The 24,397-nt window shown below is 58.2% G+C and carries 18 protein-coding genes and 1 riboswitch; of the genes, 16 read left to right on the top strand and 2 right to left on the bottom strand.

Annotated features, from left to right (window positions below; all coding sequences use genetic code 11):
* Window positions 1–38 precede the first annotated feature (38 nt).
* The 5 genes from TU76_RS12780 (at window position 39) to argR (ending at window position 4,431) form a co-directional block, all read left to right on the top strand.
* The gene (locus tag TU76_RS12780; RefSeq protein ID WP_048351772.1) at window positions 39–728 is read left to right on the top strand and encodes an ABC transporter permease; all 690 of its coding nucleotides are present in this window, start codon (window positions 39–41) and stop codon (window positions 726–728) included.
* Window positions 725–1,423, top strand: coding sequence for an ABC transporter permease (locus TU76_RS12775; protein WP_019823429.1), 699 nt, complete (start codon window positions 725–727; stop codon window positions 1,421–1,423). Before TU76_RS12780 ends, TU76_RS12775 begins: the two co-directional genes overlap by 4 nt.
* A 3-nt stretch (window positions 1,424–1,426) precedes the next feature.
* Window positions 1,427–2,539, top strand: coding sequence for a succinylglutamate desuccinylase/aspartoacylase family protein (locus TU76_RS12770; RefSeq protein ID WP_048351771.1), 1,113 nt, complete (start codon window positions 1,427–1,429; stop codon window positions 2,537–2,539).
* 23 nt (window positions 2,540–2,562) lie between these two features.
* The gene (locus TU76_RS12765) at window positions 2,563–3,327 is read left to right on the top strand and encodes an ABC transporter ATP-binding protein (RefSeq protein ID WP_046808851.1); all 765 of its coding nucleotides are present in this window, start codon (window positions 2,563–2,565) and stop codon (window positions 3,325–3,327) included.
* A 123-nt stretch (window positions 3,328–3,450) separates the two neighbouring features.
* Window positions 3,451–4,431 (top strand): transcriptional regulator ArgR, encoded by a 981-nt coding sequence (argR, locus tag TU76_RS12760; protein ID WP_019823423.1) that lies wholly within the window; start codon window positions 3,451–3,453, stop codon window positions 4,429–4,431.
* A 2-nt stretch (window positions 4,432–4,433) separates the two neighbouring features.
* On the opposite strand, the gene TU76_RS12755 is transcribed toward argR, so the two are convergent.
* Window positions 4,434–9,533, bottom strand: coding sequence for an NEL-type E3 ubiquitin ligase domain-containing protein (locus TU76_RS12755; protein WP_048351770.1), 5,100 nt, complete (start codon window positions 9,531–9,533; stop codon window positions 4,434–4,436).
* Window positions 9,534–10,004: 471 nt separating this feature from the next.
* Between TU76_RS12755 and TU76_RS12750 the strand changes: the two genes are divergently transcribed.
* The 7 genes from TU76_RS12750 to astE all read left to right on the top strand — a co-directional run bounded on the left by TU76_RS12750 (window position 10,005) and on the right by astE (window position 17,774).
* The gene (locus TU76_RS12750; protein WP_048351769.1) at window positions 10,005–11,225 is read left to right on the top strand and encodes an aspartate aminotransferase family protein; all 1,221 of its coding nucleotides are present in this window, start codon (window positions 10,005–10,007) and stop codon (window positions 11,223–11,225) included.
* A 124-nt stretch (window positions 11,226–11,349) separates the two neighbouring features.
* Window positions 11,350–12,369: an arginine/ornithine succinyltransferase subunit alpha gene (gene aruF, locus TU76_RS12745; protein ID WP_019823417.1), complete on the top strand. Its 1,020-nt coding sequence runs from the start codon at window positions 11,350–11,352 to the stop codon at window positions 12,367–12,369.
* A gap of 55 nt (window positions 12,370–12,424) precedes the next feature.
* Complete coding sequence (gene astA / locus TU76_RS12740) at window positions 12,425–13,462, top strand: arginine N-succinyltransferase (RefSeq protein WP_019823415.1); 1,038 nt, start codon at window positions 12,425–12,427, stop codon at window positions 13,460–13,462.
* On the top strand, window positions 13,459–14,928 hold the full coding sequence (gene astD, locus TU76_RS12735; protein WP_173667432.1) for a succinylglutamate-semialdehyde dehydrogenase: 1,470 nt from the start codon (window positions 13,459–13,461) through the stop codon (window positions 14,926–14,928). The genes astA and astD overlap by 4 nt, the downstream gene beginning before the upstream one ends.
* 117 nt (window positions 14,929–15,045) lie before the next feature.
* Window positions 15,046–16,392 carry an N-succinylarginine dihydrolase gene (gene astB, locus TU76_RS12730; protein ID WP_019823412.1) on the top strand — a complete coding sequence of 449 codons (1,347 nt, stop codon included), beginning with the start codon at window positions 15,046–15,048 and terminating at the stop codon, window positions 16,390–16,392.
* 67 nt (window positions 16,393–16,459) lie between these two features.
* Window positions 16,460–16,750, top strand: coding sequence for a hypothetical protein (locus TU76_RS12725; RefSeq protein WP_019823410.1), 291 nt, complete (start codon window positions 16,460–16,462; stop codon window positions 16,748–16,750).
* A 13-nt stretch (window positions 16,751–16,763) separates the two neighbouring features.
* Complete coding sequence (gene astE / locus TU76_RS12720) at window positions 16,764–17,774, top strand: succinylglutamate desuccinylase (protein ID WP_019823408.1); 1,011 nt, start codon at window positions 16,764–16,766, stop codon at window positions 17,772–17,774.
* Between the two features lie 127 nt (window positions 17,775–17,901).
* Here astE and TU76_RS12715 read toward each other — a convergent pair whose 3' ends face one another.
* On the bottom strand, window positions 17,902–18,414 hold the full coding sequence (locus tag TU76_RS12715) for a 6,7-dimethyl-8-ribityllumazine synthase (protein WP_019823406.1): 513 nt from the start codon (window positions 18,412–18,414) through the stop codon (window positions 17,902–17,904).
* Window positions 18,415–18,545: 131 nt separating this feature from the next.
* Window positions 18,546–18,715: riboswitch (FMN riboswitch) on the bottom strand.
* A gap of 215 nt (window positions 18,716–18,930) precedes the next feature.
* Here TU76_RS12715 and ltaE point away from each other — a divergent pair.
* The 4 genes from ltaE to csrA all read left to right on the top strand — a co-directional run bounded on the left by ltaE (window position 18,931) and on the right by csrA (window position 24,394).
* Entirely contained in the window at window positions 18,931–19,935 is a 1,005-nt protein-coding gene (ltaE, locus tag TU76_RS12710) for a low-specificity L-threonine aldolase (protein ID WP_019823404.1), read from the top strand.
* Between the two features lie 146 nt (window positions 19,936–20,081).
* On the top strand, window positions 20,082–22,700 hold the full coding sequence (gene alaS, locus TU76_RS12705) for an alanine--tRNA ligase (protein ID WP_019823403.1): 2,619 nt from the start codon (window positions 20,082–20,084) through the stop codon (window positions 22,698–22,700).
* A gap of 83 nt (window positions 22,701–22,783) precedes the next feature.
* Window positions 22,784–24,019, top strand: coding sequence for an aspartate kinase (locus TU76_RS12700; RefSeq protein ID WP_019823401.1), 1,236 nt, complete (start codon window positions 22,784–22,786; stop codon window positions 24,017–24,019).
* A gap of 186 nt (window positions 24,020–24,205) precedes the next feature.
* A complete protein-coding gene (gene csrA / locus TU76_RS12695) occupies window positions 24,206–24,394 on the top strand; it encodes a carbon storage regulator CsrA (protein ID WP_003175645.1) in 189 nt (62 codons plus the stop codon).
* Window positions 24,395–24,397: the final 3 nt, after the last annotated feature.

The raw sequence follows: 24,397 nt of genomic DNA, 5'->3' as shown, positions 1-24,397 counted from the left end.
GCGCCATTTTTTCATCCCCATTTCTGAGGACCTGAATCATGTTGAAAGGCTACGGGGCTGTCATCCTCGATGGCGCTTGGCTGACGCTTCAGCTCGCCTTGTCGTCCATGGCCCTGGCCATTGTTCTAGGTCTGATCGGTGTTTCGTTACGCTTGTCGCCGGTACGTTGGCTGGCCTGGATGGGCGATCTGTATTCCACGGTAATCCGCGGAATTCCCGATCTGGTGCTGATTTTGCTGATTTTTTACGGCGGCCAGGACTTGCTCAACCGCGTGGCGCCGATGCTGGGCTACGACGACTATATTGACTTGAACCCGCTGGCTGCCGGTATTGGCACCCTGGGCTTCATTTTCGGCGCCTATCTGTCTGAAACCTTCCGTGGTGCCTTCATGGCCATCCCCAAGGGCCAGGCTGAAGCCGGCATGGCGTATGGCATGAGTTCGTTTCAGGTGTTTTTCCGGGTATTGGTGCCACAGATGATTCGCCTGGCGATTCCGGGCTTTACCAATAACTGGCTGGTATTGACCAAAGCCGCGGCCCTGATTTCGGTGGTCGGCTTGCAAGACATGATGTTCAAGGCCAAGCAGGCGGCTGATGCCACCCGCGAGCCGTTCACCTTCTTCCTGGCCGTTGCCGCGTTGTATCTGGTGTTGACCAGTGTTTCGCTGCTGGCGTTGCGACAACTTGAGAAGCGCTACTCGGTAGGCGTTAGGACGGCTGAGCTATGATCTTTGACTATAACGTCATCTGGGCCAGCATGCCGCTGTACTTGAGCGGGCTGCTGGAAACCGTGAAATTGCTGGGTATTTCACTCTTTTTTGGCTTGCTGGCGGCAGTGCCGCTGGGGCTGATGCGAGTCTCCAAGCAGGCCTGGGTCAACTTCCCGGCCTGGCTGTTTACCTACGTGATTCGCGGCACGCCGATGCTGGTACAGCTGTTTTTGATCTACTACGGACTGGCCCAGTTCGAGGCTGTTCGTGACAGTTTCATGTGGCCACTGCTTTCCAGTGCAACCTTCTGTGCATGCCTGGCGTTCGCGATCAATACCAGTGCCTACACTGCCGAAATCATTGCCGGTAGCCTGCGGGCCACACCTAATGGCGAGATTGAAGCGGCCAAGGCCATGGGTATGTCGCGGTCCAAAATGTACCGCCGTATTTTGCTGCCGTCGGCCATGCGCCGGGCGCTGCCGCAATATAGCAACGAAGTGATCATGATGTTGCAGACCACCAGTCTGGCTTCGATCGTGACCCTGATCGACATTACGGGTGCTGCACGTACCGTCAATGCGCAGTATTACTTGCCGTTTGAGGCCTACATCACGGCAGGTGCTTTCTACCTCTGCCTGACCTTCATTCTGGTGCGTCTGTTCAAACTGGCCGAGCGCCGCTGGCTGGGCTACATGGCCCCGCGCAAGGCCTGACCCATGGAACGCATAGATCACGTGTTGCCCTGGAGCAGCCTGGGTTCTGAACGCCACTTGACGGTGTTTCGTTTCGGCGCGGGCGAGCGCAAGGCCTACATTCAGGCCAGCTTGCATGCAGACGAACTACCAGGCATGCGGTGTGCCTGGGAGCTGAAAAAGCGTCTCGCCGAACTTGAGGCGCAAGGTGCCTTGAACGGTGTGATCGAACTGGTGCCTGTGGCCAACCCGCTAGGGCTTGGTCAATTGCTGCAAGGCAGCCACCAGGGGCGCTTTGAGTTTGGTAGCGGCAAGAACTTCAACCGGGACTTCGTTGAGTTGAGCGACCCGGTGGCGCAGCGACTGGTTGGGTGCCTGGGGGATGATCCCCATGCCAACACCCGACTGATCCGTCAGACGATGCTTGATGTGTTGTCCGAGCTCCCCCCTGCGGCCAGTCAGTTGCAAGGTATGCAGCGTGTGTTGCTTAGTCATGCCTGCACGGCTGACATTGTGCTGGACTTGCACTGTGAGACCGATGCCGCACTGCATATGTACGCCTTGCCTCAGCATTGGCCCCAGTGGCGTTCACTGGCTGCGCGGCTGGATGTGCGCGTAGGTCTGTTGGCCGAAGACTCGGGCGGCAGCTCATTCGATGAAGCCTGTTCGGTGCCCTGGTTACGTTTGCAGCGCCAGTTCAGCGACGCGCAGATTGCATTGGCCTGCATGTCCACCACGCTGGAGCTGGGAGGGCAGGCCGACACCGGGCGCCCACAAGCCGAAGCCTATGCCGAGGGTATTCTGGCGTTCCTGGCCGAGCAGGGGCTGATCACGGGCGACTGGCCTGCTGCGCAGTACGAAACGTGCGAAGGCATGCCGTTTGAAGGCACTGAATTGTTATTTGCACCGCACCCCGGTGTGGTGAGTTTTTTACGTCCGGTGGGCGCCTGGGTTGAGACTGGCGAGCCGCTGTTCGAAGTGATTGATCCTTTATCTGACCGGGTCAGTACGGTATGCGCAGGAACATCCGGCGTGTTATTTGCCGTTGAGCGACTGCGTTATGCCCAACCCGGTTTCTGGCTGGCTAAAGTGGCGGGGCGCGAGCCTTTGCGTCACGGGCGCTTGCTCAACGACTGACTGTTTTTGTGAGAACCGACAGCATGTACAAACTTGAAGTCCAAGACCTGCATAAACGCTATGGCAGTCATGAAGTGCTCAAAGGCGTTTCACTGGCCGCCAAGGCAGGCGATGTGATCAGCATCATCGGCTCCAGTGGCTCCGGCAAAAGTACCTTTTTGCGTTGCATCAACCTGCTTGAGCAGCCCCATGCAGGCAAGATCCTGCTCAATGGCGAAGAGCTCAAGCTGATTGCCAACAAGGACGGCGCCCTCAAGGCTGCTGATCCCAAGCAGTTGCAGCGCATGCGTTCGCGTTTGTCGATGGTGTTTCAGCATTTCAACCTGTGGTCGCACATGACCGCGCTGGAAAACATCATGGAAGCGCCGGTGCATGTGCTGGGGATGACCAAATCCCAAGCTCGTGAAAAAGCCGAGCACTACCTCAACAAGGTAGGCGTGTCCCATCGCAAGGATGCCTACCCTGGACACATGTCCGGTGGCGAGCAGCAGCGGGTCGCGATTGCTCGTGCACTGGCGATGGAGCCCGAGGTCATGCTGTTTGATGAGCCGACTTCAGCTCTCGACCCCGAGCTTGTGGGTGATGTGCTGAAGGTGATGCAGGACCTGGCTCTGGAAGGCCGGACCATGGTCGTGGTGACTCACGAAATGGGCTTCGCCCGTGAAGTGTCGAACCAGTTGGTATTCCTGCACAAAGGTATTGTTGAAGAAAGCGGTAACCCGCGGGAAGTGCTGGTTAACCCTCAGTGCGAGCGGTTGCAGCAATTTCTGTCTGGCAGCTTGAAGTAACTGCCATTTTTAGACTGCCGCTGTGCACCAAAATAGGTCATGCTCCGCATCCCGCGAAGCTGACCTAGGCTCAGTGCTCGGCTCCTTCCGTTTTTATTCCCGTTTCGTTCCGGATAGCACGCTATGACCGCCCATCGAATTGGCTTCCTTATTTGGCCCAGCACCAAAGCCCTGACTCTGGCGCTGGCTGAGGAAGCGTTGCGTGTTGCTCAGCGCGTGCACCCTGAAGTTGTCTACGAGTTGTCGTTCCTGCAGGCCGAGCCTCAACCCGAGGGGGCCTGGCAATTGCCTGGCGAGCCGTGGAACGGCAAGCTTGAAGGCTGCCAAAAGCTGTTCCTGTTGGCTGACGAGCCCCCGACCACCTTGGCTCCGGCCTTGAGCAGTGCGCTCAAGCAACTGGTGCGGGCTGGGTGTGTGATCGGCGGGTTGTCGGCCGGGGTGTATCCGCTGGCGCAACTCGGTCTGCTCGATGGTTATCGTGCTGCAGTGCATTGGCGCTGGCAGGACGATTTTGCCGAGCGTTTCCCCAAGGTGATCGCCACCAGTCACTTGTTTGACTGGGACCGTGATCGCCTGAGCGCGTGTGGCGGGTTGTCGGTGCTCGATTTGTTGCTGGCCGTTCTGGCTCGCGATCATGGGGCTGAACTGGCCGGTGCGGTGTCCGAAGAGCTGGTGGTGGAGCGCATCCGCGAAGGTGGCGAGCGTCAGCGTATTCCGCTGCAAAACCGTTTGGGTTCCAGCCATCCCAAGCTGACCCAGGCCGTGTTGCTGATGGAGGCCAACATCGAAGAACCGCTGACCACCGACGAAATCGCCCAGCATGTGTGCGTATCCCGTCGGCAGCTGGAGCGGATTTTCAAGCAGTACCTCAACCGCGTGCCCAGCCAGTATTACCTGGAGCTGCGTCTGAACAAGGCCCGGCAAATGCTGATGCAAACCAGCAAGTCGATCATCCAGATCGGCTTGTCCTGCGGTTTTTCATCGGGGCCGCATTTCTCCAGTGCGTATCGCAACTTTTTTGGCGCCACCCCTCGTGAAGACCGCAATCAGCGCCGTAGCAGCAGCCCGTTCGAGTTGTCTTCGGCGCCTGCAGAGCGGGGCTGACCTCAGAGCAGTTTGGCCTCGGCGATGGCCTCTCGGGTCAATTGCCGGCTGACTTCCATGCGCTCATCGGCGAGTTGCAAGTAAACCCGGTTATACAGGTTGTCACTGAGGGGCTCTTGAGTCAGTACTTCAGGGGCCGTGATCCGCAGTTTGGCGGCGATGTCTACTAACGAAGCCCTCAATGCCGGGTCGCGACTTTGCAGTTGGACCTGTGACTTGACCCAGGCGTTTTGCTGCTCGACCAACTGATTTAGCCAGTCCACTCGCTCGTCGAAAACCCGTGCATTGTCTTCAAGCCTGCCTGGATAGGTTGTGTTCAGGTAGGTCTCCCAGAAAGGCGCCTCTGCCAGTATCTGGTTAACCAGGCCATCGCCTTTTTCGCTCTCCTTGATCAGGCTGTAGGCCCGCGTAAATTCTGTATCCCCCACTCCCGCAGTGAGGCGGTACACCATGTAATTGGGAATCCAGGGCAGTTCAAGGCTGGAGCTCAGGCGAACCTGATAACCCGTGTGCACTTCGACTTCATCGACGGTGCCGGGGACCCCGTCGATGACTTCAGAGCTGAACCTCAACCCCAGGCCGCCTTCGCTGACAGGCTTTACCCGCTGAGCGACATCGGCGCGGGCGATGTCATGGATTTTCGCCAGCCGGGCCTTGCCCCGTGCCAATGTGATCAGGTTGTTTCTCAGCTCTCGTGAAGGGCTTGCGGCTTCGTAGTATTCATAGGCCATAACCTCAAGGCCCATGGCATTGAAAATCTGCGCGCCGGCATCCGCGCAATGCGTGGGGGCGCTGGCCAGGGTGAAAAGTTTTTCGCGCATCCGGGTATCGCCATGTGCAGCATCGATCAGGCGCCACACCTTGGTGGCCAGATCCTCCCAGGCGTCGTCGTAGTCGATCCTGTCACCTTGAGTCTCAAACGCCTCCGGTGGAATTTCCATTCTGGAAATGACTTCAAAAAATCCCTGGGAGCCGTGCTCTCTTTCGACGCTATCCCAGCTGTTTTGCAGAAAGGCCCGCTCTTCGAGAGTGCCGTCGAGCCAAAAACTACTCCCTTCCGGGCCTCGGGGCGGGTACGTGCGATGAGGGTCCAGCCCTTGCGCGCGGCGGTACTGAATAACCCGCTCCTGGTTATCCAGATCAAGTTTCTGCCTCTCAAGGCGGGCATTGGCCACCACCCAAGCCTCTGCAGACTCGGGCAAATAGTCAGGTACCGCTGATATTTCGTTGCCCAGCAGGTTCAAATTGAAGGCTTTGGGCCTGGGTATCGAGAACAGGCCTTCTGGCCACTGCGTAATATCGGTTCTGTTAAGCATCAATGTCATGAGCTCAGGCAAATGGCCAATGGCAGGAGGTAGCCCTAGCGGGTTGTTGCTCATGTCCAGGTGCAGAAGCCGGGTCAGCCCGTTGAGATGATCCTGTGCCTCAGGCGTCATCGCCAATCTGTTATGGGAAAACGTCAGTTGCCTGAGGCGGCGCAGCCGTGTGAGGGCCGGTGGAAAGCGCTCCAGCGTATTGGACGCCAGAGACAACACCCGCAGGTTGGGAAAGTGATCCAGGAACCCTTCACTGGCGGACGACAACTGACAGTCATCGAGAAATAGCCCGGCGACATGGCGCAGCGGTTTGCTCACATTCAAGCTTTCGAGTTCGATGGCACCCAGTGCCGCGTGGCTGAAGTCGAGTACCGCACTGATTTCAATTCTGCCGGCCTTGTTGATGTGCGGTTTATCTGCGGTGTGCCAAGAATCTTTGATTCTGGCACTGACATAGTTGCGGATTTGATAAATGCCGCGACTGTCGGTACCTGATGCTGAGGGGGCTGCTGGCGTCTGCACCCACTCATCCAGTTCGCGGAACAACAGGTTCTTTTCGTCCTCGAGGGCATTGAGGTGGGTCAAGGCCTGTTCGGTGTTGATGCGCGCGGTGATCATTTCTATTTCGGCATCATCGCGCATCGGGTACAGGGCCTTGACCTGGTTTTTCAGCGTACTGGTCGCAGCATTGGGATCCATATGGCTGCTGCCGATGCCCCGCAGCAGCGTTTCAGCCTCCATGGCCACGGAGCTTTTGGGGGCAGGGAGCTCCAGGGCGGTTCGGACCTGATTGCCAGACTGGTATTTTTCGAGGAGCCATTGCTTGAGAGTTTGCCCGGGCTTGAGGTGGGCCCTCATGTGTTCAAGGCTGGCGTCTGGCAGTGAATGCTGAAGGGCGGTGTGGAAGCGCGAAGCCGGGTGAGTCAAGGCCCCGTGTTCATCATAAACTTCGTAGTTGCCCGGCCCCAGGCGCACGATTGTTCGCGTGTGGCTGGCTCCCTCGGGGTGATGGGCGTGCCGCAAAGGCCCGTCCACTACCGATTCGCGTACTTCCAGCTTCAGGCTGCTGATGGCATCGGTGTGCATTTTCAGTGTGTTGATGGCGAGTTTCTCGGCATCGGGGCTGATCAGGTCCTCTTCAAGCAGGCCTTCCTGTGCGTGCGCGATCCGTGTCTGAGTGTGTAGCTCCGTAGCCAGATGCCTGATTCGCAACGGCAAGTTGTTGCCTGCCAGCAAGTCTGTTTTTTCAAGGGTGCTGGCGGTATCAAGCAGGGCCTGCGTCACCGGGGCTGGAAGCTGTGCAAAGCCCGTTTCAATCAAGGCGGCCTGCGGGCGGTTCGTGAGTCGCTCTTTGGCGTATGTGTAGTTGAAAATGTCTTCCCGGCGCTGATAGGCATAGTCGGCCACCTTGGTTTGCAATGCTCTCACTGCCTGCGTCTTAACGGTTTTGGCGCCCAGCAAGGTGTCGAGTTGTGTTGAGTCCAAGTTGTCGATAATCAGTGGCCAAAGCTTGCCCTGCTTGACCTCGCCCCTGGAAATTTTCAGCGTGCCTTCAGGTGCGGCATCCGGGTTGCCGTACACATGGGGCGAGCCGGACAGTGTGTGATCCGAGTAGATGGCCACCGCCTTGTCCTCTGGCCAGCCTTGCAGCTCGGTGGGCAGGCTTTCAAGCCAATGGCTCCTCTCTGACGAGGTCAGGCCGTTGCGCACGAGCTCGATGTCCTTGATGTTCTGTTTGTGCAGTTTGAGACGCGTCAAGCTGTCATTGAGCAGGGGGGGGATGGGTTCGTTGTTCAGGTGTACCCGACGCAGGACGCTTGTGGACGTGGCGCTGATACGTCGCAGGTTTTGCAGTTCAGTGTTGCTGAGCCCATCGGTGGTGTGACCCAGTCGCCGCATCAGGATCTCATCGTCCCAGGTCTGCGGACGCTCGCCTTCCATCAGCCAGGTCCCTTCGCCGTTATGCAGCATTTTGGGCCGATAGGCGTGCGGGCGAGTGGGGTGGCGCAGGGTGAAGCGTTCAGAGCCTTCGGTCTTCTCAACTACCAGCGTGTGTTCAGCCAAAGGAGTGCTGTTGAGCGTCAGCAGCATTTGATCGTCCTGATGGCGCAGGCCCAGTCGGTCAGGGAGCACGCTGTCAGGCACGCTCAATGGATGGCTGTAGGTGCTGATGTCAGGGTTCCATAGCCGCGTGTTGCCGTCACTGCCGGTGACGGGGGCCATGCCTTCTACAAAGGCTGACGATTTGGGCAGCAGGTCGCTGACGATTTGTCCTCCCGCCGCAAACAGTCCGGCCTGCACACCGCTTTCCAGCACAGCAATCAAATGCTCAAAGGCCTCGGTTGTTTGACCTTCTACCCAGTCGTGAACGCCCTCGTAGACGTCATCCAGAAGTTGATAGGCCATTTGAAGCAGCATCAGCTCACCGACCACCGGCACCAGCGGGGCGATGACAAAGGTTGCCGCATTGAAAAGGGCCATTCCAATGCGCTTCCAGCGCTCCAGCCGATCCTGGCGGGTTTTGCGGTCTTCTGCGTCGGTGGAAATCGCAATGCTCTTGGCGTCGCTGAAAATCCTGGCCAGCTTTGTGCTGTAGAGGGTTTCCCACAGGTCATCGGTAATCGGCTCTAGCGAGTACTCGAGCAAGGGGGCTTCAATCGGGATCAGGGTTTGGTTGACCCCGAACTCGCGGTCTTCCAGATCAGGGGCGTTGGGGGTGTCATTGATGACGTGGAAGTAAGTTTTTTTCAGCGCTGAAAAGTAAGTCGCCAGATGCTCGTGAGGGATGAAGCGACTGAAGAAGTGCTGATAGTCGTCTGCGCTCAGGCGCGCGGTCAGGTGCTCAATAAAGCGGCCGGTGGATGAGTATTCTTTTGCCGGGTGCAGCGGGTCGTGGGGGATGTACACCACAACGGACCGCTGATCTTCGGGAATGAAGATCAGCGGTCCCTCTACCGCCAGTCCACTTACAGAGAGGGTGTAGATCAGCCATTTGTTGCTCATGCCGCTAATAAAGCCATTCAATGACTCGTACAAGGGAGCGTGCATTTGCCGGGTGAGGGTACCGTGGAGCAGATCAGCCTTTAGGTCGGCCTGATGACATTCGCGCAGGGTGGTTTTAATCCGTAATTGCCTGGCACGGTCATTGAGCCCCAAATGCGCTCTTAGATGAGCGTCATAGCGGGCCCCAAGGTTGAGTGTGCGGCACAAGGCGGTGAAGGCCAGTACCGGCATTTTTTCGGCGATATCGCCCCTGAGAGTGTAATGCCCCTGCTCGTCGGGGCGAGTGATATAGCCCGAGTCAGGCTCGTAGGCATAGGGCAGGGTTTCATGCAGTTCAAAGTTGTGCAGGGCGGCGTCCAGCAACGATACGCGCCACGCCGTGGAACCACTGTCTTGAAGGCCGATCACCGGCAGGTACCTGGGGATGTAAAGGTTGATCCAGAGGGCGTTGACGTCAAGGTCCAGGCCATGACGTTGCTGGATCAGCCGTTTGAGTAACGGTTCGGCGAACGCGCCTACATCGAGGATGTTCTCCAGTTGCTTGTCCACTTCGCCGTGCGCGGCCCAGCGCTCGGTCAGTGTGTTTTTGAATGTGCGGTTTTGAGTGGGGGTGATGGTTGCCAGCGAACGGTGCAAGGTGGGTTTCACTGTTTTCAGCCGCTGCAAGACGGGGGAGGTCAAGCGTGGCGTCCAGCTTGCAAGCGCCTTGTTCACATGGGTGAAGTGAGGGCTGAATCTAAACAGCTGTTCGGGGGACGGCGGGTTGTCGGGAATGCGGCTCATGATCAATCCATATAGAGAGAGTGGAACAAGAGGGTGCGCGTCAGCCTGGCGTCGTTACCCAGGCTCTGGCCCAAGTCGACACCGTTCAGTGGCCTCGATGATTGGCCATCAAGATCGGCCAGCCCGAGGCTGAAAAAAAGCGCAAATACCTGTTCAACCCACTGGGGTTCTGATCAATAAACAGCGTTCAGTCGATATACATGTGGCACCTGAAAACAACCCGCCTAAGCCGTTCTGGAAACGCCCATGCTTTTAGCGCAAACAAAACGCCAGAGTGCTGCCGTAAAAGTGGCCCAGCGTTTAAACTGCGCCTTTGTGACGGAATATGTCGCATTGTCGTAATGCCTTGGAAAATCATGGTTGGGCGCTATAAGAAGTTGTCGCTTGGCGACAAGGCGTGCCCCCCGTGTGTCCCTACAATCCTCCCATCGCTCGCCAGTTTAGGCAGGCGTTCCTCTTCAGGAGACTCCGATGTCCGTTGAGCAAGCCCCGGTGCAACGCGCCGATTTCGATCAGGTCATGGTTCCCAACTACGCGCCTGCAGCCTTTATTCCTGTGCGCGGCGCCGGTTCCCGAGTGTGGGACCAGGCCGGTCGTGAACTGATCGACTTCGCTGGCGGCATCGCCGTTAACGTGTTGGGGCATGCGCATCCGGCACTGGTTGGCGCGCTGACCGAACAGGCCAATACCCTGTGGCACGTATCCAACGTCTTCACCAACGAGCCGGCGCTGCGCCTGGCCAAAAAGCTGGTGGATTCGACCTTTGCCGAGCGCGTGTTCTTCTGCAACTCCGGTGCCGAAGCCAACGAAGCCGCTTTCAAGCTGGCCCGTCGCGTTGCCTTTGATCGTTTCGGCAGCGAGAAGTACGAAATCATTGCCGCCCTCAACAGTTTCCACGGCCGTACGCTGTTTACCGTGAACGTCGGCGGGCAGTCGAAGTACTCCGACGGCTTTGGTCCGAAAATCACCGGTATTACCCACGTCCCGTTCAACGATCTTGACGCCCTGAAAGCGGCCATTTCGGACAAGACCTGCGCGGTGGTGCTGGAACCGATTCAAGGCGAAGGCGGTGTGCTGCCAGCCGAACAGGCTTACCTGCAAGGCGCTCGCGACCTGTGTGACGAACACGAGGCGCTGCTGGTGTTCGACGAAGTGCAAACCGGTATGGGCCGTACCGGCCAGCTGTTTGCCTACATGCATTACGGCGTGACTCCGGACATCCTGACCAGCGCCAAGAGCCTGGGCGGCGGTTTCCCGATCGCCGCCATGCTGACCACCGAAGCGCTGGCCAAACATCTGGTCGTCGGCACTCACGGCACCACTTATGGCGGTAACCCGCTGGCCTGTGCGGTAGGCAATGCGGTGATTGATGTGATTAACACCCCTGAAGTGCTGGCAGGTGTCAAAACCAAGCACGATCAGTTCAAAACCCGCCTTGAGCAAATCGGCCAGCAATACGGCCTGTTCACTGAAGTGCGTGGCATGGGCCTGTTGCTGGGGTGTGTGTTGAGCGATGCCTGGAAAGGTCGCGCCAAAGACATTTTCAATGCCGCTGAAAAAGAAAATCTGATGATTTTGCAGGCTGGCCCCGACGTGGTGCGTTTTGCGCCGAGCCTGGTGGTTGAAGAGTCAGACATCAAGGAAGGTCTGGATCGCTTTGAGCGTGCAGTGAAAACACTGACCCAAGCCTGAGTCTGACCTCGACGCCTGATTCATCAGGCGTCGAACCGAATTAATGTGGACCGGGCTTGCTCGCGATTGCAGCAAGCCCGGTCCCACCCTCTCTATGTAGTTCAAGGATTTAAGGAGTGACACCATGCTGGTGATGCGCCCTGCGCAAATGGCTGATCTGGGCGAGGTACAGCGTCTGGCTGCGGACAGCCCGATTGGTGTCACTTCATTGCCGGACGATATCGAACGCCTGCGCGACAAGATCGCTGCGTCTGAAACCTCGTTTGCCGCCGAAGTCAGTTTCAACGGCGAAGAAAGCTACTTCTTTGTCCTTGAGGACACCACCACCGCCAAGCTGGTGGGCTGTTCGGCAATCGTGGCCTCGGCCGGTTACTCGGAGCCGTTTTACAGCTTCCGTAACGAGACCTTCGTGCATGCCTCCCGCGAGCTGAAGATCCACAACAAGATCCACGTCCTCTCGCAGTGCCATGACCTGACGGGTAATAGCCTGCTGACCAGTTTTTATGTGGTTCCGGAGTTGGTGGGGTCGGCCTGGTCTGAGCTCAATTCCCGTGGCCGCCTGCTGTTTGTGGCCAATCATCCGGAACGCTTCGCCGATTCTGTCGTGACCGAGATCGTTGGTTACAGCGATGAAAATGGCGACTCGCCGTTCTGGGACGCCATTGGCCGCAACTTCTTCGACTTGAACTACGCCGCCGCCGAGCGTCTGTGCGGGCTTAAAAGCCGCACCTTCCTCGCCGAGTTGATGCCGCATTACCCGATTTACGTGCCGTTGCTGCCAGACACTGCCCAGGAAGCCATGGGGCAAGTTCATCCGCGGGCGCAGATCACCTTCGACATCCTGATGCGCGAAGGCTTCGAGACCGATCATTACATCGATATTTTCGACGGCGGCCCAACCCTGCATGCACGGGTTTCGGGTATTCGCTCAATCGCCCAAAGCCGCGTGGTGCCGGTCAAGCTCGGTGAGCTGAGCAAGGGCGGTGGTCGCCAGTACCTGGTGGCCAATGCCCAGTTGCAGGATTACCGCGCCGTATTGCTGGAGCTTGATTGGGCGCCGGGCAAACCGGTCACGCTGGATCTGGAAGCGGCCGAAGCACTTGGCGTTGGCGAAGGTGCCAGCGTACGAGTGGTGGCGGTTTAACGCGTTTGAGCGAGTTTCGCGGGGTTCGTCAGCGAGCCCTGTCTGAGGAGATAGCATGATCGTTCGTCCTGTACGCAACAGTGATTTACCGGCCCTGATTGAGCTGGCACGCAGCACCGGAACCGGCCTCACCACCTTGCCGGCCAACGAAGAGCGCTTGCTTCATCGTGTGACCTGGGCTGAAAAAACCTTCCGTGGCGAAGCCGAGCGCGGCGATGCGGATTACCTGTTTGTGCTCGAAAATGATGACGGCAAGGTGGTGGGTATTTCCGCCATTGCCGGCGCCGTAGGCCTGCGTGAGCCCTGGTACAACTTCCGGGTGGGACTGACTGTCAGCGCCTCCCAGGAGCTGAGTATCTATCGCGAAATCCCGACCTTGTTTCTGGCCAACGACCTGACCGGAAATTCGGAGCTGTGTTCGTTGTTCCTCAGTGCCGATTACCGCACCGGGCTCAATGGCCGCATGCTGGCCAAGGCGCGGATGTTGTTTATCGCCGAGTTCCCGGAGCTGTTCGGCAACAAGATCATTGCTGAAATGCGCGGCATGTCCGATGAAGCCGGGCGCTCGCCGTTCTGGGAAAGCCTGGGCCGACACTTCTTCAAAATGGAGTTCAGCCAGGCGGACTACCTGACGGGCGTGGGCAACAAGGCCTTTATTGCCGAGTTGATGCCCAAGTTCCCGGTGTACACCTGCTTCTTGTCCGAAGACGCCCGTGGGGTGATCGGCAAGGTGCATACCCACACCGAACCTGCCTTGAACATGCTTAAAAGCGAAGGTTTCAGCTATCAGGGTTACGTCGATATTTTTGATGCGGGCCCGGCGGTTGAATGTGAAACCAGCAAAATCCGCGCGGTACGCGACAGTGAAGCGCTGGTGCTGGCGATCGGCACTCCAGGTGACGATGCCACGCCTTATCTGATCCACAACCGTAAACGCGAAGATTGCCGTATCACGGCTGCCCCTGCGCGCCTGGCTGCGGGCACTCTGGTGGTCGATCCATTGACCGCCAAGCGTTTGCAGCTGACAGCGGGCGATCAAGTGCGTGCCGTTGCGCTATCCGCCCAGCCAGTGGCCTCTCGGGAGTCGAAATAATGAGCACGTTGTACATCGCAGGCACCTGGCAGGACGGGCAGGGCGAAGCCTTTGAATCGCTGAACCCTGTGACGCAGCATGTGCTGTGGGCAGGCAATGGCGCCAATGCTGAGCAGGCAGATGCCGCCGTCAAGGCTGCACGTCAGGCTTTCCCAGCGTGGGCCAGGCGCACCTTTGAAGATCGCCTGAGCGTGATCGAAGCGTTCGCCGCAAGCCTTAAAAAACACGCGGACGAGCTGTCGCGCTGTATCGGTGAAGAGACCGGCAAGCCCCTGTGGGAGTCGGCCACCGAAGTCACCAGCATGATTAACAAGGTGGCGATTTCGGTACAAAGCTATCGCGAGCGCACCGGTGAAAAAAGCGGCCCGCTGGGCGATGCCACGGCCGTTTTGCGCCACAAGCCACATGGCGTGGTCGCCGTGTTTGGCCCGTACAATTTTCCGGGGCATTTGCCCAACGGGCACATTGTCCCGGCGTTGCTGGCCGGTAACAGCGTGGTGTTCAAACCCAGTGAGCTGACCCCAAAAGTCGCTGAGCTGACGGTCAAGTGCTGGATCGAAGCCGGGGTGCCAGCCGGGGTACTGAATCTGCTGCAGGGCGGCCGTGAAACCGGTATCGCACTGGCGGCACACACAGGTATCGACGGCTTGTTCTTCACCGGTTCGAGCCGCACTGGCAATGCGCTGCATCAGCAGTTTGCCGGGCGCCCGGACAAGATCCTGGCTCTGGAAATGGGCGGTAATAACCCGCTGGTGGTCGATCAGGTCGCAGACCTGGATGCGGCGGTTTACACCATCATTCAATCGGCGTTTATCTCCGCCGGGCAGCGCTGCACCTGCGCCCGTCGTTTGCTGGTGCCACAAGGCGCGTGGGGCGACAGCCTGCTGGCGCGTCTGGTTGAGGTCAGCCAAACCATCGAAGTGGGTGCTTTCGATCAGCAGCCGGCGCCTTTTATGGGTTCGGTGATTTCTCTGGGCGCAGCGCGCGCCTTGATGGATGCACAAGAAGTCCTGTTGGGCTCGGGCGCTGTTGCCTTGCTGCACATGCATCAGCCAGACAGCAAGGCGGCCTTGCTCACGCCGGGCATTATCGACGTGACCGACGTTCACGATCGTTCGGACGAAGAATTGTTCGGGCCGCTGCTGCAGGTGATTCGTTACGACGGTTTCGACGCGGCCATTGCTGAAGCGAACAACACCGCGTTTGGTCTGGCAGCAGGTTTGTTGTCGGACTCCGAGGCGCGGTATCAGCAGTTCTGGCTGGAGAGCCGTGCCGGGATCGTGAACTGGAACAAGCAGCTGACGGGCGCGGCAAGCAGTGCGCCGTTTGGTGGCGTCGGGGCCTCGGGCAACCATCGCGCCAGTGCCTATTACGCGGCTGATTATTGCGCGTACCCGGTGGCTTCCCTGGAAACGCCGACCCTGTCGTTGCCTGCGGCGCTGACCCCGGGCGTGCGCTTGTCGTAACGCTTCGCTCATCCCTGTGGTAGCGAGCCTGCTCGCGAATGACCTTTGAGGCTTTCGCGAGCAGGCTCGCTACCACAAGGGATGTATGACTTATAACCGTTTGCCGGAGCCTCACCGATGAAGTCCTTTGAAGTCAATTTTGACGGTTTAGTGGGGCCGACCCATAACTACGGCGGTTTGTCGTTTGGCAACGTCGCCTCCCAGAGCAATAGCCAGCAGGCTTCCAATCCCAAGGAAGCAGCACTGCAGGGCCTGGAAAAAATGAAAGCGCTGATGGACATGGGGTTTGTCCAGGGCGTGCTGGCGCCGCAAGAGCGCCCGGACGTTGCCGGTTTGCGCAGTCTGGGTTTCTCCGGCACTGACGCTCAGGTCATCGAGCGCGCCGCCAAAGAAGCCATGCCATTGCTGGTGGCCAGTTGCTCGGCATCGAGCATGTGGGTGGCCAACGCCGCGACTGTCAGCCCAAGTGCTGACACCGCAGATGGCCGCGTGCACTTCACCGCCGCCAACCTCAACTGTAAATACCACCGCAGCATCGAGCACCCGACCACCAGTCGCGTGCTGGGCGCGATGTTCGCCGACCAGCAACACTTTGCGCACCATGCGGCGTTGCCGGCTGTGGCTCAGTTTGGCGACGAAGGTGCTGCCAACCACACGCGTTTTTGCCGTGAATATGGCGAGGCGGGTGTCGAGTTTTTTGTATTCGGTCGCAGCGCGTTCGACAGCCGCTACCCGGCGCCGCAAAAGTATCCGGCCCGCCAGACCCTCGAAGCTTCACAAGCGGTGGCGCGTTTGCATGGCTTGAGCGAAGAGGGTGTGGTGTTCGCTCAGCAAAACCCGTCGGTCATTGACCAGGGCGTGTTCCATAACGACGTGATTGCGGTAGGCAATGGCGAGCTGTTGTTCCATCACCAGGACGCTTTCCTCAATACCGAGCAAATGCTGGCCGAGCTACAGGGAAAGCTGGCTGCACGTGGCGGTAATTTCCAGTCGATCAGCGTGCCTCGCGATCAGGTGGCGGTAGAGGACGCAGTGCGTTCGTACCTGTTCAACAGCCAGTTGCTGAGCCGTGCCGATGGTTCGATGTTGTTGGTCGTACCTGAAGAGTGCCGCTCCAACCCGCGCGTCTGGCAGTACCTGCAAGGGCTGACCGCTGCGGGCGGGCCGATTCGCGAGGTCAAGGTGTTTGATCTCAAGCAAAGCATGCAGAACGGTGGTGGCCCGGCGTGCCTGCGCTTACGTGTCGCGCTCAATGAAACTGAGCTGGCGGCGGTCAATCCGGGGGTTATCATGACCGCGTCGTTGTACGACACGCTGACCCAGTGGGTAAACAGGCACTACCGCGACGCCTTGCGTGAAAGCGACCTGGCCGACCCGCAATTGTTGCTTGAATGCCGCACGGCATTGGATGAACTGACGCAAATCCTTAAACTGGGCTCGGTTTACCCCTTCCAGATCAATTGAACAGCTGCGTGCCTGAGTGAATATTCACCTGCGGCACGCACCTTCACCTCCAAATGAGAGCTAAATAATGACCGACACCCTGAAACTGATCCTTGAAGACACTGATGGCACTCAGCTGGAAACCTCCTGCACCCGCGTTGCCGTGATGTGGCAGGGCAAGGAATTGTGGATCCAGCATGACGGCCGTGGCCAACTGCTGATCGGCGTTGACGTTGAAGAAGGCGATGCTGAATACGCCAACCTGCTGCTGCGTCCATTGGCGACTAACCTTGTCAGTCTGCAACTGGAAATGGAACCGGCAGACATTGAAGAAGATGGTGAAGATGGCCACGTACACGGCCCAGACTGCAACCACTGATTAAGGATGCACTATGCTCGCTCTCGGCAAACTGCTTGAACTGACCTTGGCCGGACGTGAACCGGCCGAGAAAACTCAACTGACTGTCGACGGCGTGCGAATGCGCTGGCTGACCGAAGGCGCGCTTGAAGTACGCCCGCCCGAGGCTCGTGACAACGGTATGGATCTGTTGTTGTCAGCCGGCATCCACGGTAATGAAACGGCGCCGATCGAGTTGCTCGATCGCCTGTTGCATGACATTGCCCGGGGCGTTATCAAACCCCGAGCACGAATTCTTTTCTTGTTCGGCAACCCGGGCGCCATGCGCACCGGCGCGCGATTTGTCGAAGAAGACCTTAACCGGCTGTTCAACGGTCGCCACGAAAGCAGCAGTGGCCCCGAGGCGCTGCGCGCGTGCGAACTTGAACATCTGGCCGAAACATTTTTCAGCCTCCCTGAGCGCTCCCGCCTTCATTACGATTTGCACACAGCCATTCGTGGATCGAAGATCGAGCAGTTCGCGCTGTACCCTTATAAAGAGGGGCGTGCTCACTCTCGCGATGAACTCGCTCGCTTGCGCGCAGCCGGCATGGAAGCGGTCTTGTTGCAGAACAAGCCATCGATTGTGTTCAGTGCTTACACCTACGACCAGTTGGGCGCCGAGGCGTTTACCCTTGAGCTGGGCAAGGCCAGGCCTTTTGGGCAGAACGACGGCGTCAATGTGGAGCGTCTTGAGCTGCGTCTGCAGCAGATGATCGAAGGCACCGAGCCGCCGTTGGCCGATGAATCGCTTGAAGGTTTGCAGCTGTTCAGCGTGGCGCGTGAGGTGATCAAGCACAGCGATACTTTTATCCTGCACTTGCCTGCGGATGTCGAAAATTTCTGTGAGTTGCCCAAGGGTTATTTGCTGGCGCAAGACGCGGGCAAGACCCGCTGGATTATCGAAGAAGAGGGTGCGCGGATTATCTTTCCCAACCCGAAGGTGAAGAATGGCCTGCGCGCCGGGATCATTATTGAGCCGGCTCGCGCTTTGGCGTTAGCGTAGCCAGGGCAGTGCCTGTCAGTTAAGGAGAGCTGTGGGAGCGGGCTTGCTCGCGATGCAGGCGACGCGGTCAGAGAGTCAAACCGCGCCGCTCCAATCGCGAGCAAGCCCGCTCCTACAAAAGCTGGCTTTACACCGCGCGTTTTTGCTGGGTGTCCATGCGCTTGATGGTGCGGATTTTTTGCAGGGTATCGGCGCAGGTTTTCGCGGCCTCTTGGCCTTTGTGTTCGAAGTGGTCGAAGAAGAACTTCTGGTGCTCTTCACCCGCATGGAAGTGGTGCGGTGTCAGGCTGACCGAGAAAACCGGAACTTCGGTTTCCAGCTGCACTTGCATCAAGGCGCTGACCACGGTCTGGGCCACGAAATCGTGACGATAGATGCCACCATCCACTACCAGTGCTGCACCGACGATGCCGGCATAACGGCCGGTCTTTGCCAGCAGCTTGGCGTGCAACGGGATTTCAAAGGCGCCGCCGACTTCAAAGAAGTCGATGTCGCTTTCCTGATATCCCTGTACCAGCATTTCGGCCAGGAAGCCTTTACGGCTCTGGTCGACAATATCTTTGTGCCAGCAGGCCTGGATAAACGCTACGCGCTCGTTGTGGTGGCTTTTGCTTTTGCTGTCGATTGCGGTGGGTTGCATGTTCAGATTCCTGTTTGTGTGAAAAACAGGGCATATGAATCGAATGGGATTAAAGGGTACGTTCAGGAGGGCAGCGCACGGCCTTTCGGCATCGTCACTTGCCCACCTGGTTGACGGCCCTTTGGCGCCAATCCCGTTCTCTCTTCATCCGGACTATGACCGTCGGCCCCGGGATCACACCGGGTCTGCTGACCTTGGCTATCCTCAACCCTCACGGGTGGATCTGCCAAGCGCTCGCGGGCTATGCGCATTGCGCGCAATTACCGCCGGTGGGGAGTTGCACCCCGCCCTGAGAACGTTGCCGCCAGCCTTTCTGGCGGCGGACATTTTGTATCATAATTTTTTCGCAAATGCATGGCTGCTTTTTGCTAATAGCTATCAAATTTTTTGCTGCGTTATCAGTGCGATCCTGGGCAAGCCGTTGAATATGACGAATCCTTCCTGCAGTACTCTTGTCCGAAAGGGAATTCCCCGATTAGCATCCAGAGCTGATCACTTATTGCCGAGGCCGCTCCCATGACTGTTATTGATCTTCGTAGTGACACTGTGACCCAACCCAGCAATGGCATGCGCGAGGCCATGGCGAATGCGCCGATGGGCGATGATGTGTATGGCGAAGATCCGTCGGTGAACAAGCTGGAGTCCGAACTGGCCTTGCGTTTGGGCTTTGCCAAAGCATTGTTTGTGCCCACTGGCACGATGAGCAACTTGCTGGCTCTGATGGCGCATTGCGGGCGAGGGGATGAATACATTGTGGGCCAGCAGGCCCACACCTATAAATACGAAGGCGGCGGGGCAGCGGTATTGGGCTCCATTCAGCCACAACCGCTGGAGGTTCAGGCGGATGGTTCGCTGGACTTGGGGCAGGTTGCGGCCGCAATCAAGCCTGACGACTTTCATTTTGCCCGCACGCGCTTGCTCGCCCTGGAAAACACCATGCAGGGTAAGGTGCTGGCACTTGAGTATCTGGCAGCGGCCAGTCGCCTGACCCGTGAGCATGGCCTGGCGCTGCACCTTGATGGCGCGCGACTGTACAACGCCGCTGTCAAGCTGGGTGTGGACGCTGGAGAGATCACTCGGCATTTCGATTCGGTATCCGTGTGCCTGTCCAAGGGTCTGGGCGCGCCGGTGGGTTCCGTACTGTGCGGCACCACTGACTTGATCGCCAAGGCCCGGCGCTTGCGCAAAATGGTCGGTGGCGGCATGCGTCAGGCCGGTCAACTGGCGGCAGCCGGGTTGTATGCGCTGGATCATCAGGTCGAGCGTCTGGCCGATGACCATGCCAACGCCCAGTTACTGGCTGAAGGCTTGCGTGCGGCCGGTTATGAGGTCGAACCGGTGCAGACCAACATGGTGTACGTTCAGATCGATGAGCGGGCTCAAGCTCTCAAGGCCTTTGCAGCCGAGGAGGGGATCATGCTCAGCGCCGCGCCGCGTTTGAGAATGGTGACGCACATGGATGTCAGTCGCAGTCAGATCGAGCAGGTAGTAGCCGTTTTTTCCGAGTTTTCCCGCCAATAAGCTTGCGATCCGTCCAATTGCTTGTCGCTATCGTATAAACACGCTGTACCCGGGGCGAAGGGCCGATATAATGCGGCCCTTTGCGAGTCGCACTGTCGATTGACGTGATTTACTTGCCTCTGGCCGCAGCCTCCGTGGAAGAACCTATGAAAAGCGCAGAAATCCGTGAAGCCTTCCTTCGCTTCTTCGAGGAGCAAGGTCACACCCGTGTCCCTTCCAGCTCCTTGGTCCCTAATAACGACCCGACCCTGCTGTTCACCAACGCGGGGATGAACCAGTTCAAGGACTGTTTCCTGGGTCAAGAAAAACGTGCCTACACCCGAGCGACCAGCAGCCAGAAGTGCGTGCGCGCCGGCGGCAAGAACAGCGACCTGGAAAACGTCGGTTACACCGCCCGTCACCACACCTTTTTTGAAATGCTCGGCAACTTCAGCTTTGGCGATTATTTCAAGAAAGACGCGATCAACTTCGCCTGGACCTTCCTGACCGGCGTACTCAATCTGCCTAAAGACAAGCTCTGGGTAACCGTCTACGCCAGCGATGACGAAGCCTATGACATCTGGACCAAGGACGTCGGCGTACCTGCCGAGCGCATGATCCGGATTGGCGACAACAAGGGTGCTCCGTACGCGTCGGATAACTTCTGGACCATGGGCGATACCGGTCCTTGCGGTCCGTGCACCGAGATTTTCTACGATCACGGTCCTGAAATCTGGGGTGGCCCGCCAGGTTCGCCAGACGAAGACGGTGACCGCTACATCGAAATCTGGAACAACGTATTCATGCAGTTCAACCGCACCGCCGATGGCGTGTTGCATCCGTTGCCAGCGCCGTCGGTAGACACCGGCATGGGCCTGGAGCGGATCAGTGCGGTGATGCAGCACGTTAACTCCAACTACGACATTGACCTGTTCCAGAGCCTGTTGACGGCAGCGGCCGCCGCGATCGGTTGCACCAACGACGGCCAGGCATCGCTCAAGGTTGTGGCTGACCACATCCGTTCGTGCAGCTTCCTGATCGCTGACGGTGTATTGCCATCGAACGAAGGCCGCGGCTATGTGCTGCGCCGCATCATTCGTCGCGCCTGCCGTCACGGCAACAAGCTGGGCGCTACGGGCAACTTCTTCTACAAGATCGTCGCGGCACTGGTTGCCGAGATGGGCGAAAGCTTCCCGGAGCTGGTTCGCGAGCAAGCCAACATCGAGCGTGTGCTCAAGGCTGAAGAAGAGCAGTTCTCCAAGACCCTGGAGCAGGGCCTGAAAATCCTCGAGCTGGATCTGGCTGAACTCAAGGGCACCGTGGTTCCTGGCGACGTAGTGTTCAAACTCTACGATACCTATGGCTTCCCGATGGACCTCACGGCCGATATCGCCCGTGAGCGCAACCTGACCGTGGACGAAGCAGGTTTTGAGCGCGAGATGGAAGCTCAGCGTGTTCGTGCGCGTTCGGCCAGTTCTTTTGGCCTGGACTACAACACGCTGGTTAAAGTCGATGTGCCTACCGAGTTTATCGGTTACAACGCTACCCAGGCTTCGGCCAAGGTCGTTGCTCTGTATAAAGACGGTCAGTCGGTTGCCAGCCTGAGCGAAGGCGACGAGGGCGTTGTCATTCTTGATCAGACCCCGTTTTACGCCGAGTCGGGCGGCCAGGTCGGCGATTGCGGTTTCCTGCAAGCTGGCGCGGCGCGTTTCGACGTGCGCGACACGACCAAGACCGGCGGCGCATTCCTGCACCACGGCGTGGTTGCAGCGGGCGGCCTGAACGTTGGCGAAACCGTTGAAGCCCGGGTTGATGCCGATGTGCGTCACGCCACGGCGCTGAACCACTCGGCGACTCACTTGCTGCACGCGGCTTTGCGCCAGGTACTGGGCGAGCACGTTCAGCAGAAAGGCTCGTTGGTAGACAGCCAGCGCATGCGCTTCGACTTCAGCCATTTCGAGTCGATCAAGCCTGAGCAGATCAAGGCCCTGGAAGATATTGTCAACGCCCAGATTCGCAATAACACGCCGGTCGAGACGGAAGAAACCGACATCGAAACCGCCAAGCAAAAAGGCGCTATGGCGCTGTTTGGTGAGAAGTACGGCGACAACGTGCGAGTACTGAGCATGGGCGGTGATTTCTCGGTGGAGCTGTGTGGCGGTATTCACGCCCAGCGAACCGGTGATATCGGCCTGATGAAAATCACCAGCGAAGGCGGCGTAGCCTCGGGTATCCGTCGTATCGAAGCGGTTACGGGTGCAGCCGCACTGGCTTACCTGAACGCAGCCGAAGAACAGCTCAAGGAAGCCGCAAGCCTGGTCAAGGGCTCGCGCGAGAACCTGGTCGACAAACTGTCTGCGGTACTTGAGCGCAATCGCCAGTTGGAAAAACAACTTGAGCAATTGCAGGCCAAGGCAGCAAGCGCAGCCGGTGACGATCTGTCATCGTCGGCTGTGGACGTAAAAGGCGTGAACGTATTGACCGCCCGCCTGGACGGTCAAGATGGCAAGGCGCTACTGGCGCTGGTAGATCAGCTGAAGAACAAGCTCGGCCGTGCAGTGATCCTGCTCGGCAGTGTTCATGAAGACAAGGTTGTACTGGTTGCAGGCGTAACCAAAGACCTGACTGGCCAACTCAAAGCCGGTGATTTGATGAAGCAGGCCGCTGCGGCAGTGGGCGGGAAGGGCGGTGGTCGTCCGGACATGGCGCAAGGCGGCGGTGTTGATGCTGCAGCCCTGGACGCCGCGCTGGCCCTGACTGTGCCATTTGTCGAGCAAGGTATCTGAGGTCCAGTACGTGCTGTCGTCTAGTGGCAGCACGTCGTTTGAATGATAAATGGGCGCCCTTTATGGGCTGAGGCTGCTTTGAAATGGCTTTGATCGTACAGAAATTCGGAGGCACCTCGGTCGGCACTGTCGAGAGAATCGAGCAGGTCGCCGATAAAGTTAAGAAGTTCCGCGAAGCCGGCAATGATCTGGTGATCGTGCTATCTGCAATGAGCGGCGAAACCAACCGCCTGATCGAACTGGCCAAGCAGATCAGCGATCAGCCGTTACCCCGTGAGCTGGATGTCATTGTGTCCACGGGCGAGCAGGTGACGATTGGTCTGCTGGCAATGGCGCTGAACAAGCGTGGTGTGCCAGCGGTGTCCTACACCGGCAGCCAGGTGCGCATCCTGACGGACAGTTCGCACACCAAAGCCCGCATCCTGAAAATTGACGACCAGAAGATTCGCGCCGACCTTAAGGCCGGGCGTGTGGTTGTGGTTGCAGGTTTCCAGGGCGTTGATGAGCACGGCAACATCACCACGTTGGGTCGTGGCGGCTCTGACACCACCGGCGTGGCGCTGGCAGCGGCCCTCAAGGCTGATGAGTGCCAGATCTACACGGATGTCGACGGCGTTTACACCACTGACCCGCGGGTTGTGGCAAAAGCTCAGCGTCTGGAAAAGATCACCTTCGAAGAAATGCTGGAAATGGCCAGCCTGGGCTCCAAGGTGCTGCAGATCCGGGCTGTCGAGTTCGCAGGCAAGTACAACGTACCGCTGCGCGTTCTGCACAGCTTCAAGGAGGGTCCAGGTACCCTCATTACTATTGATGAAGAGGAATCCATGGAACAGCCGATCATTTCTGGTATTGCGTTCAATCGCGATGAAGCCAAGCTGACCATCCGTGGCGTGCCAGATACCCCGGGCGTGGCGTTCAAGATTTTGGGCCCGATCAGTGCGACCAATATTGAAGTCGACATGATCGTGCAGAACGTTGCGCACGATAACACCACCGACTTCACCTTCACCGTGCACCGCAATGACTACAGTGCTGCCCAAAGCGTGCTGGAAAACACGGCTCGTGAGATCGGTGCCCGTGAAGTGGTCGGCGACACCAACATTGCCAAGGTTTCGATCGTCGGTGTGGGCATGCGCTCTCACGCAGGCGTTGCCAGTCGCATGTTTGAGTCATTGGCTAAAGAGAACATCAATATCCTGATGATCTCGACCTCCGAAATCAAAGTGTCGGTGGTGATCGAAGAGAAGTACCTGGAGCTGGCTGTGCGTTCCCTGCACACCGCTTTTGACCTCGATGCGCCAGCCCGACAGGGCGAGTAAGGCGTTGTCCGGAGGGCGCGGTTAATCCGCGCCCTTTGTTTTTTGGCGGGCATGAACGAAGACCTCCAGTTTCGTCATGTTGGTCAATACTAAGGAGCTGCGGGCTATAGCTGTTTAGCTAGTAGTCCGAAGCCCTTTTTTTTTGCAGACTGTGGCCACTGAAATGAAAAGTGTGAGGAGAAAAGTATGCTGATTCTGACTCGCCGTTGTGCGGAAAGCCTGATCATAGGCGATGGCGAAATTACTGTGACCGTGCTCGGCGTCAAAGGAAACCAAGTACGCATCGGTGTGAACGCTCCCAAGGAAGTGGCGGTGCACCGTGAGGAGATCTACCTGCGGATCAAGAAAGAAAAGGATGAAGAACCAAGTCTTTAATTT

The sequence above is a fragment of the Pseudomonas psychrophila genome (assembly GCF_001043005.1).
GTDB classification, from domain to species: domain Bacteria; phylum Pseudomonadota; class Gammaproteobacteria; order Pseudomonadales; family Pseudomonadaceae; genus Aquipseudomonas; species Aquipseudomonas psychrophila.
This window is presented reverse-complemented; position numbering and strand designations above follow the sequence as displayed.

What these genes read in the sequence shown, in the direction of transcription:
- TU76_RS12725 (WP_019823410.1), top strand. Translation starts at nt 16,460, where the DNA reads ATGACCGACACCCTGAAACTGATCCTTGAAGACACTGATGGCACTCAG.
- TU76_RS12770 (WP_048351771.1), top strand. Translation starts at nt 1,427, where the DNA reads ATGGAACGCATAGATCACGTGTTGCCCTGGAGCAGCCTGGGTTCTGAA.
- TU76_RS12775 (WP_019823429.1), top strand. Translation starts at nt 725, where the DNA reads ATGATCTTTGACTATAACGTCATCTGGGCCAGCATGCCGCTGTACTTG.
- TU76_RS12765 (WP_046808851.1), top strand. Translation starts at nt 2,563, where the DNA reads ATGTACAAACTTGAAGTCCAAGACCTGCATAAACGCTATGGCAGTCAT.
- csrA (WP_003175645.1), top strand. Translation starts at nt 24,206, where the DNA reads ATGCTGATTCTGACTCGCCGTTGTGCGGAAAGCCTGATCATAGGCGAT.
- TU76_RS12715 (WP_019823406.1), bottom strand. Translation starts at nt 18,414, where the DNA reads ATGCAACCCACCGCAATCGACAGCAAAAGCAAAAGCCACCACAACGAG.
- TU76_RS12700 (WP_019823401.1), top strand. Translation starts at nt 22,784, where the DNA reads ATGGCTTTGATCGTACAGAAATTCGGAGGCACCTCGGTCGGCACTGTC.
- astA (WP_019823415.1), top strand. Translation starts at nt 12,425, where the DNA reads ATGATCGTTCGTCCTGTACGCAACAGTGATTTACCGGCCCTGATTGAG.
- astE (WP_019823408.1), top strand. Translation starts at nt 16,764, where the DNA reads ATGCTCGCTCTCGGCAAACTGCTTGAACTGACCTTGGCCGGACGTGAA.
- TU76_RS12755 (WP_048351770.1), bottom strand. Translation starts at nt 9,533, where the DNA reads ATGAGCCGCATTCCCGACAACCCGCCGTCCCCCGAACAGCTGTTTAGA.
- argR (WP_019823423.1), top strand. Translation starts at nt 3,451, where the DNA reads ATGACCGCCCATCGAATTGGCTTCCTTATTTGGCCCAGCACCAAAGCC.
- astB (WP_019823412.1), top strand. Translation starts at nt 15,046, where the DNA reads ATGAAGTCCTTTGAAGTCAATTTTGACGGTTTAGTGGGGCCGACCCAT.
- alaS (WP_019823403.1), top strand. Translation starts at nt 20,082, where the DNA reads ATGAAAAGCGCAGAAATCCGTGAAGCCTTCCTTCGCTTCTTCGAGGAG.
- ltaE (WP_019823404.1), top strand. Translation starts at nt 18,931, where the DNA reads ATGACTGTTATTGATCTTCGTAGTGACACTGTGACCCAACCCAGCAAT.
- TU76_RS12780 (WP_048351772.1), top strand. Translation starts at nt 39, where the DNA reads ATGTTGAAAGGCTACGGGGCTGTCATCCTCGATGGCGCTTGGCTGACG.
- aruF (WP_019823417.1), top strand. Translation starts at nt 11,350, where the DNA reads ATGCTGGTGATGCGCCCTGCGCAAATGGCTGATCTGGGCGAGGTACAG.
- TU76_RS12750 (WP_048351769.1), top strand. Translation starts at nt 10,005, where the DNA reads ATGTCCGTTGAGCAAGCCCCGGTGCAACGCGCCGATTTCGATCAGGTC.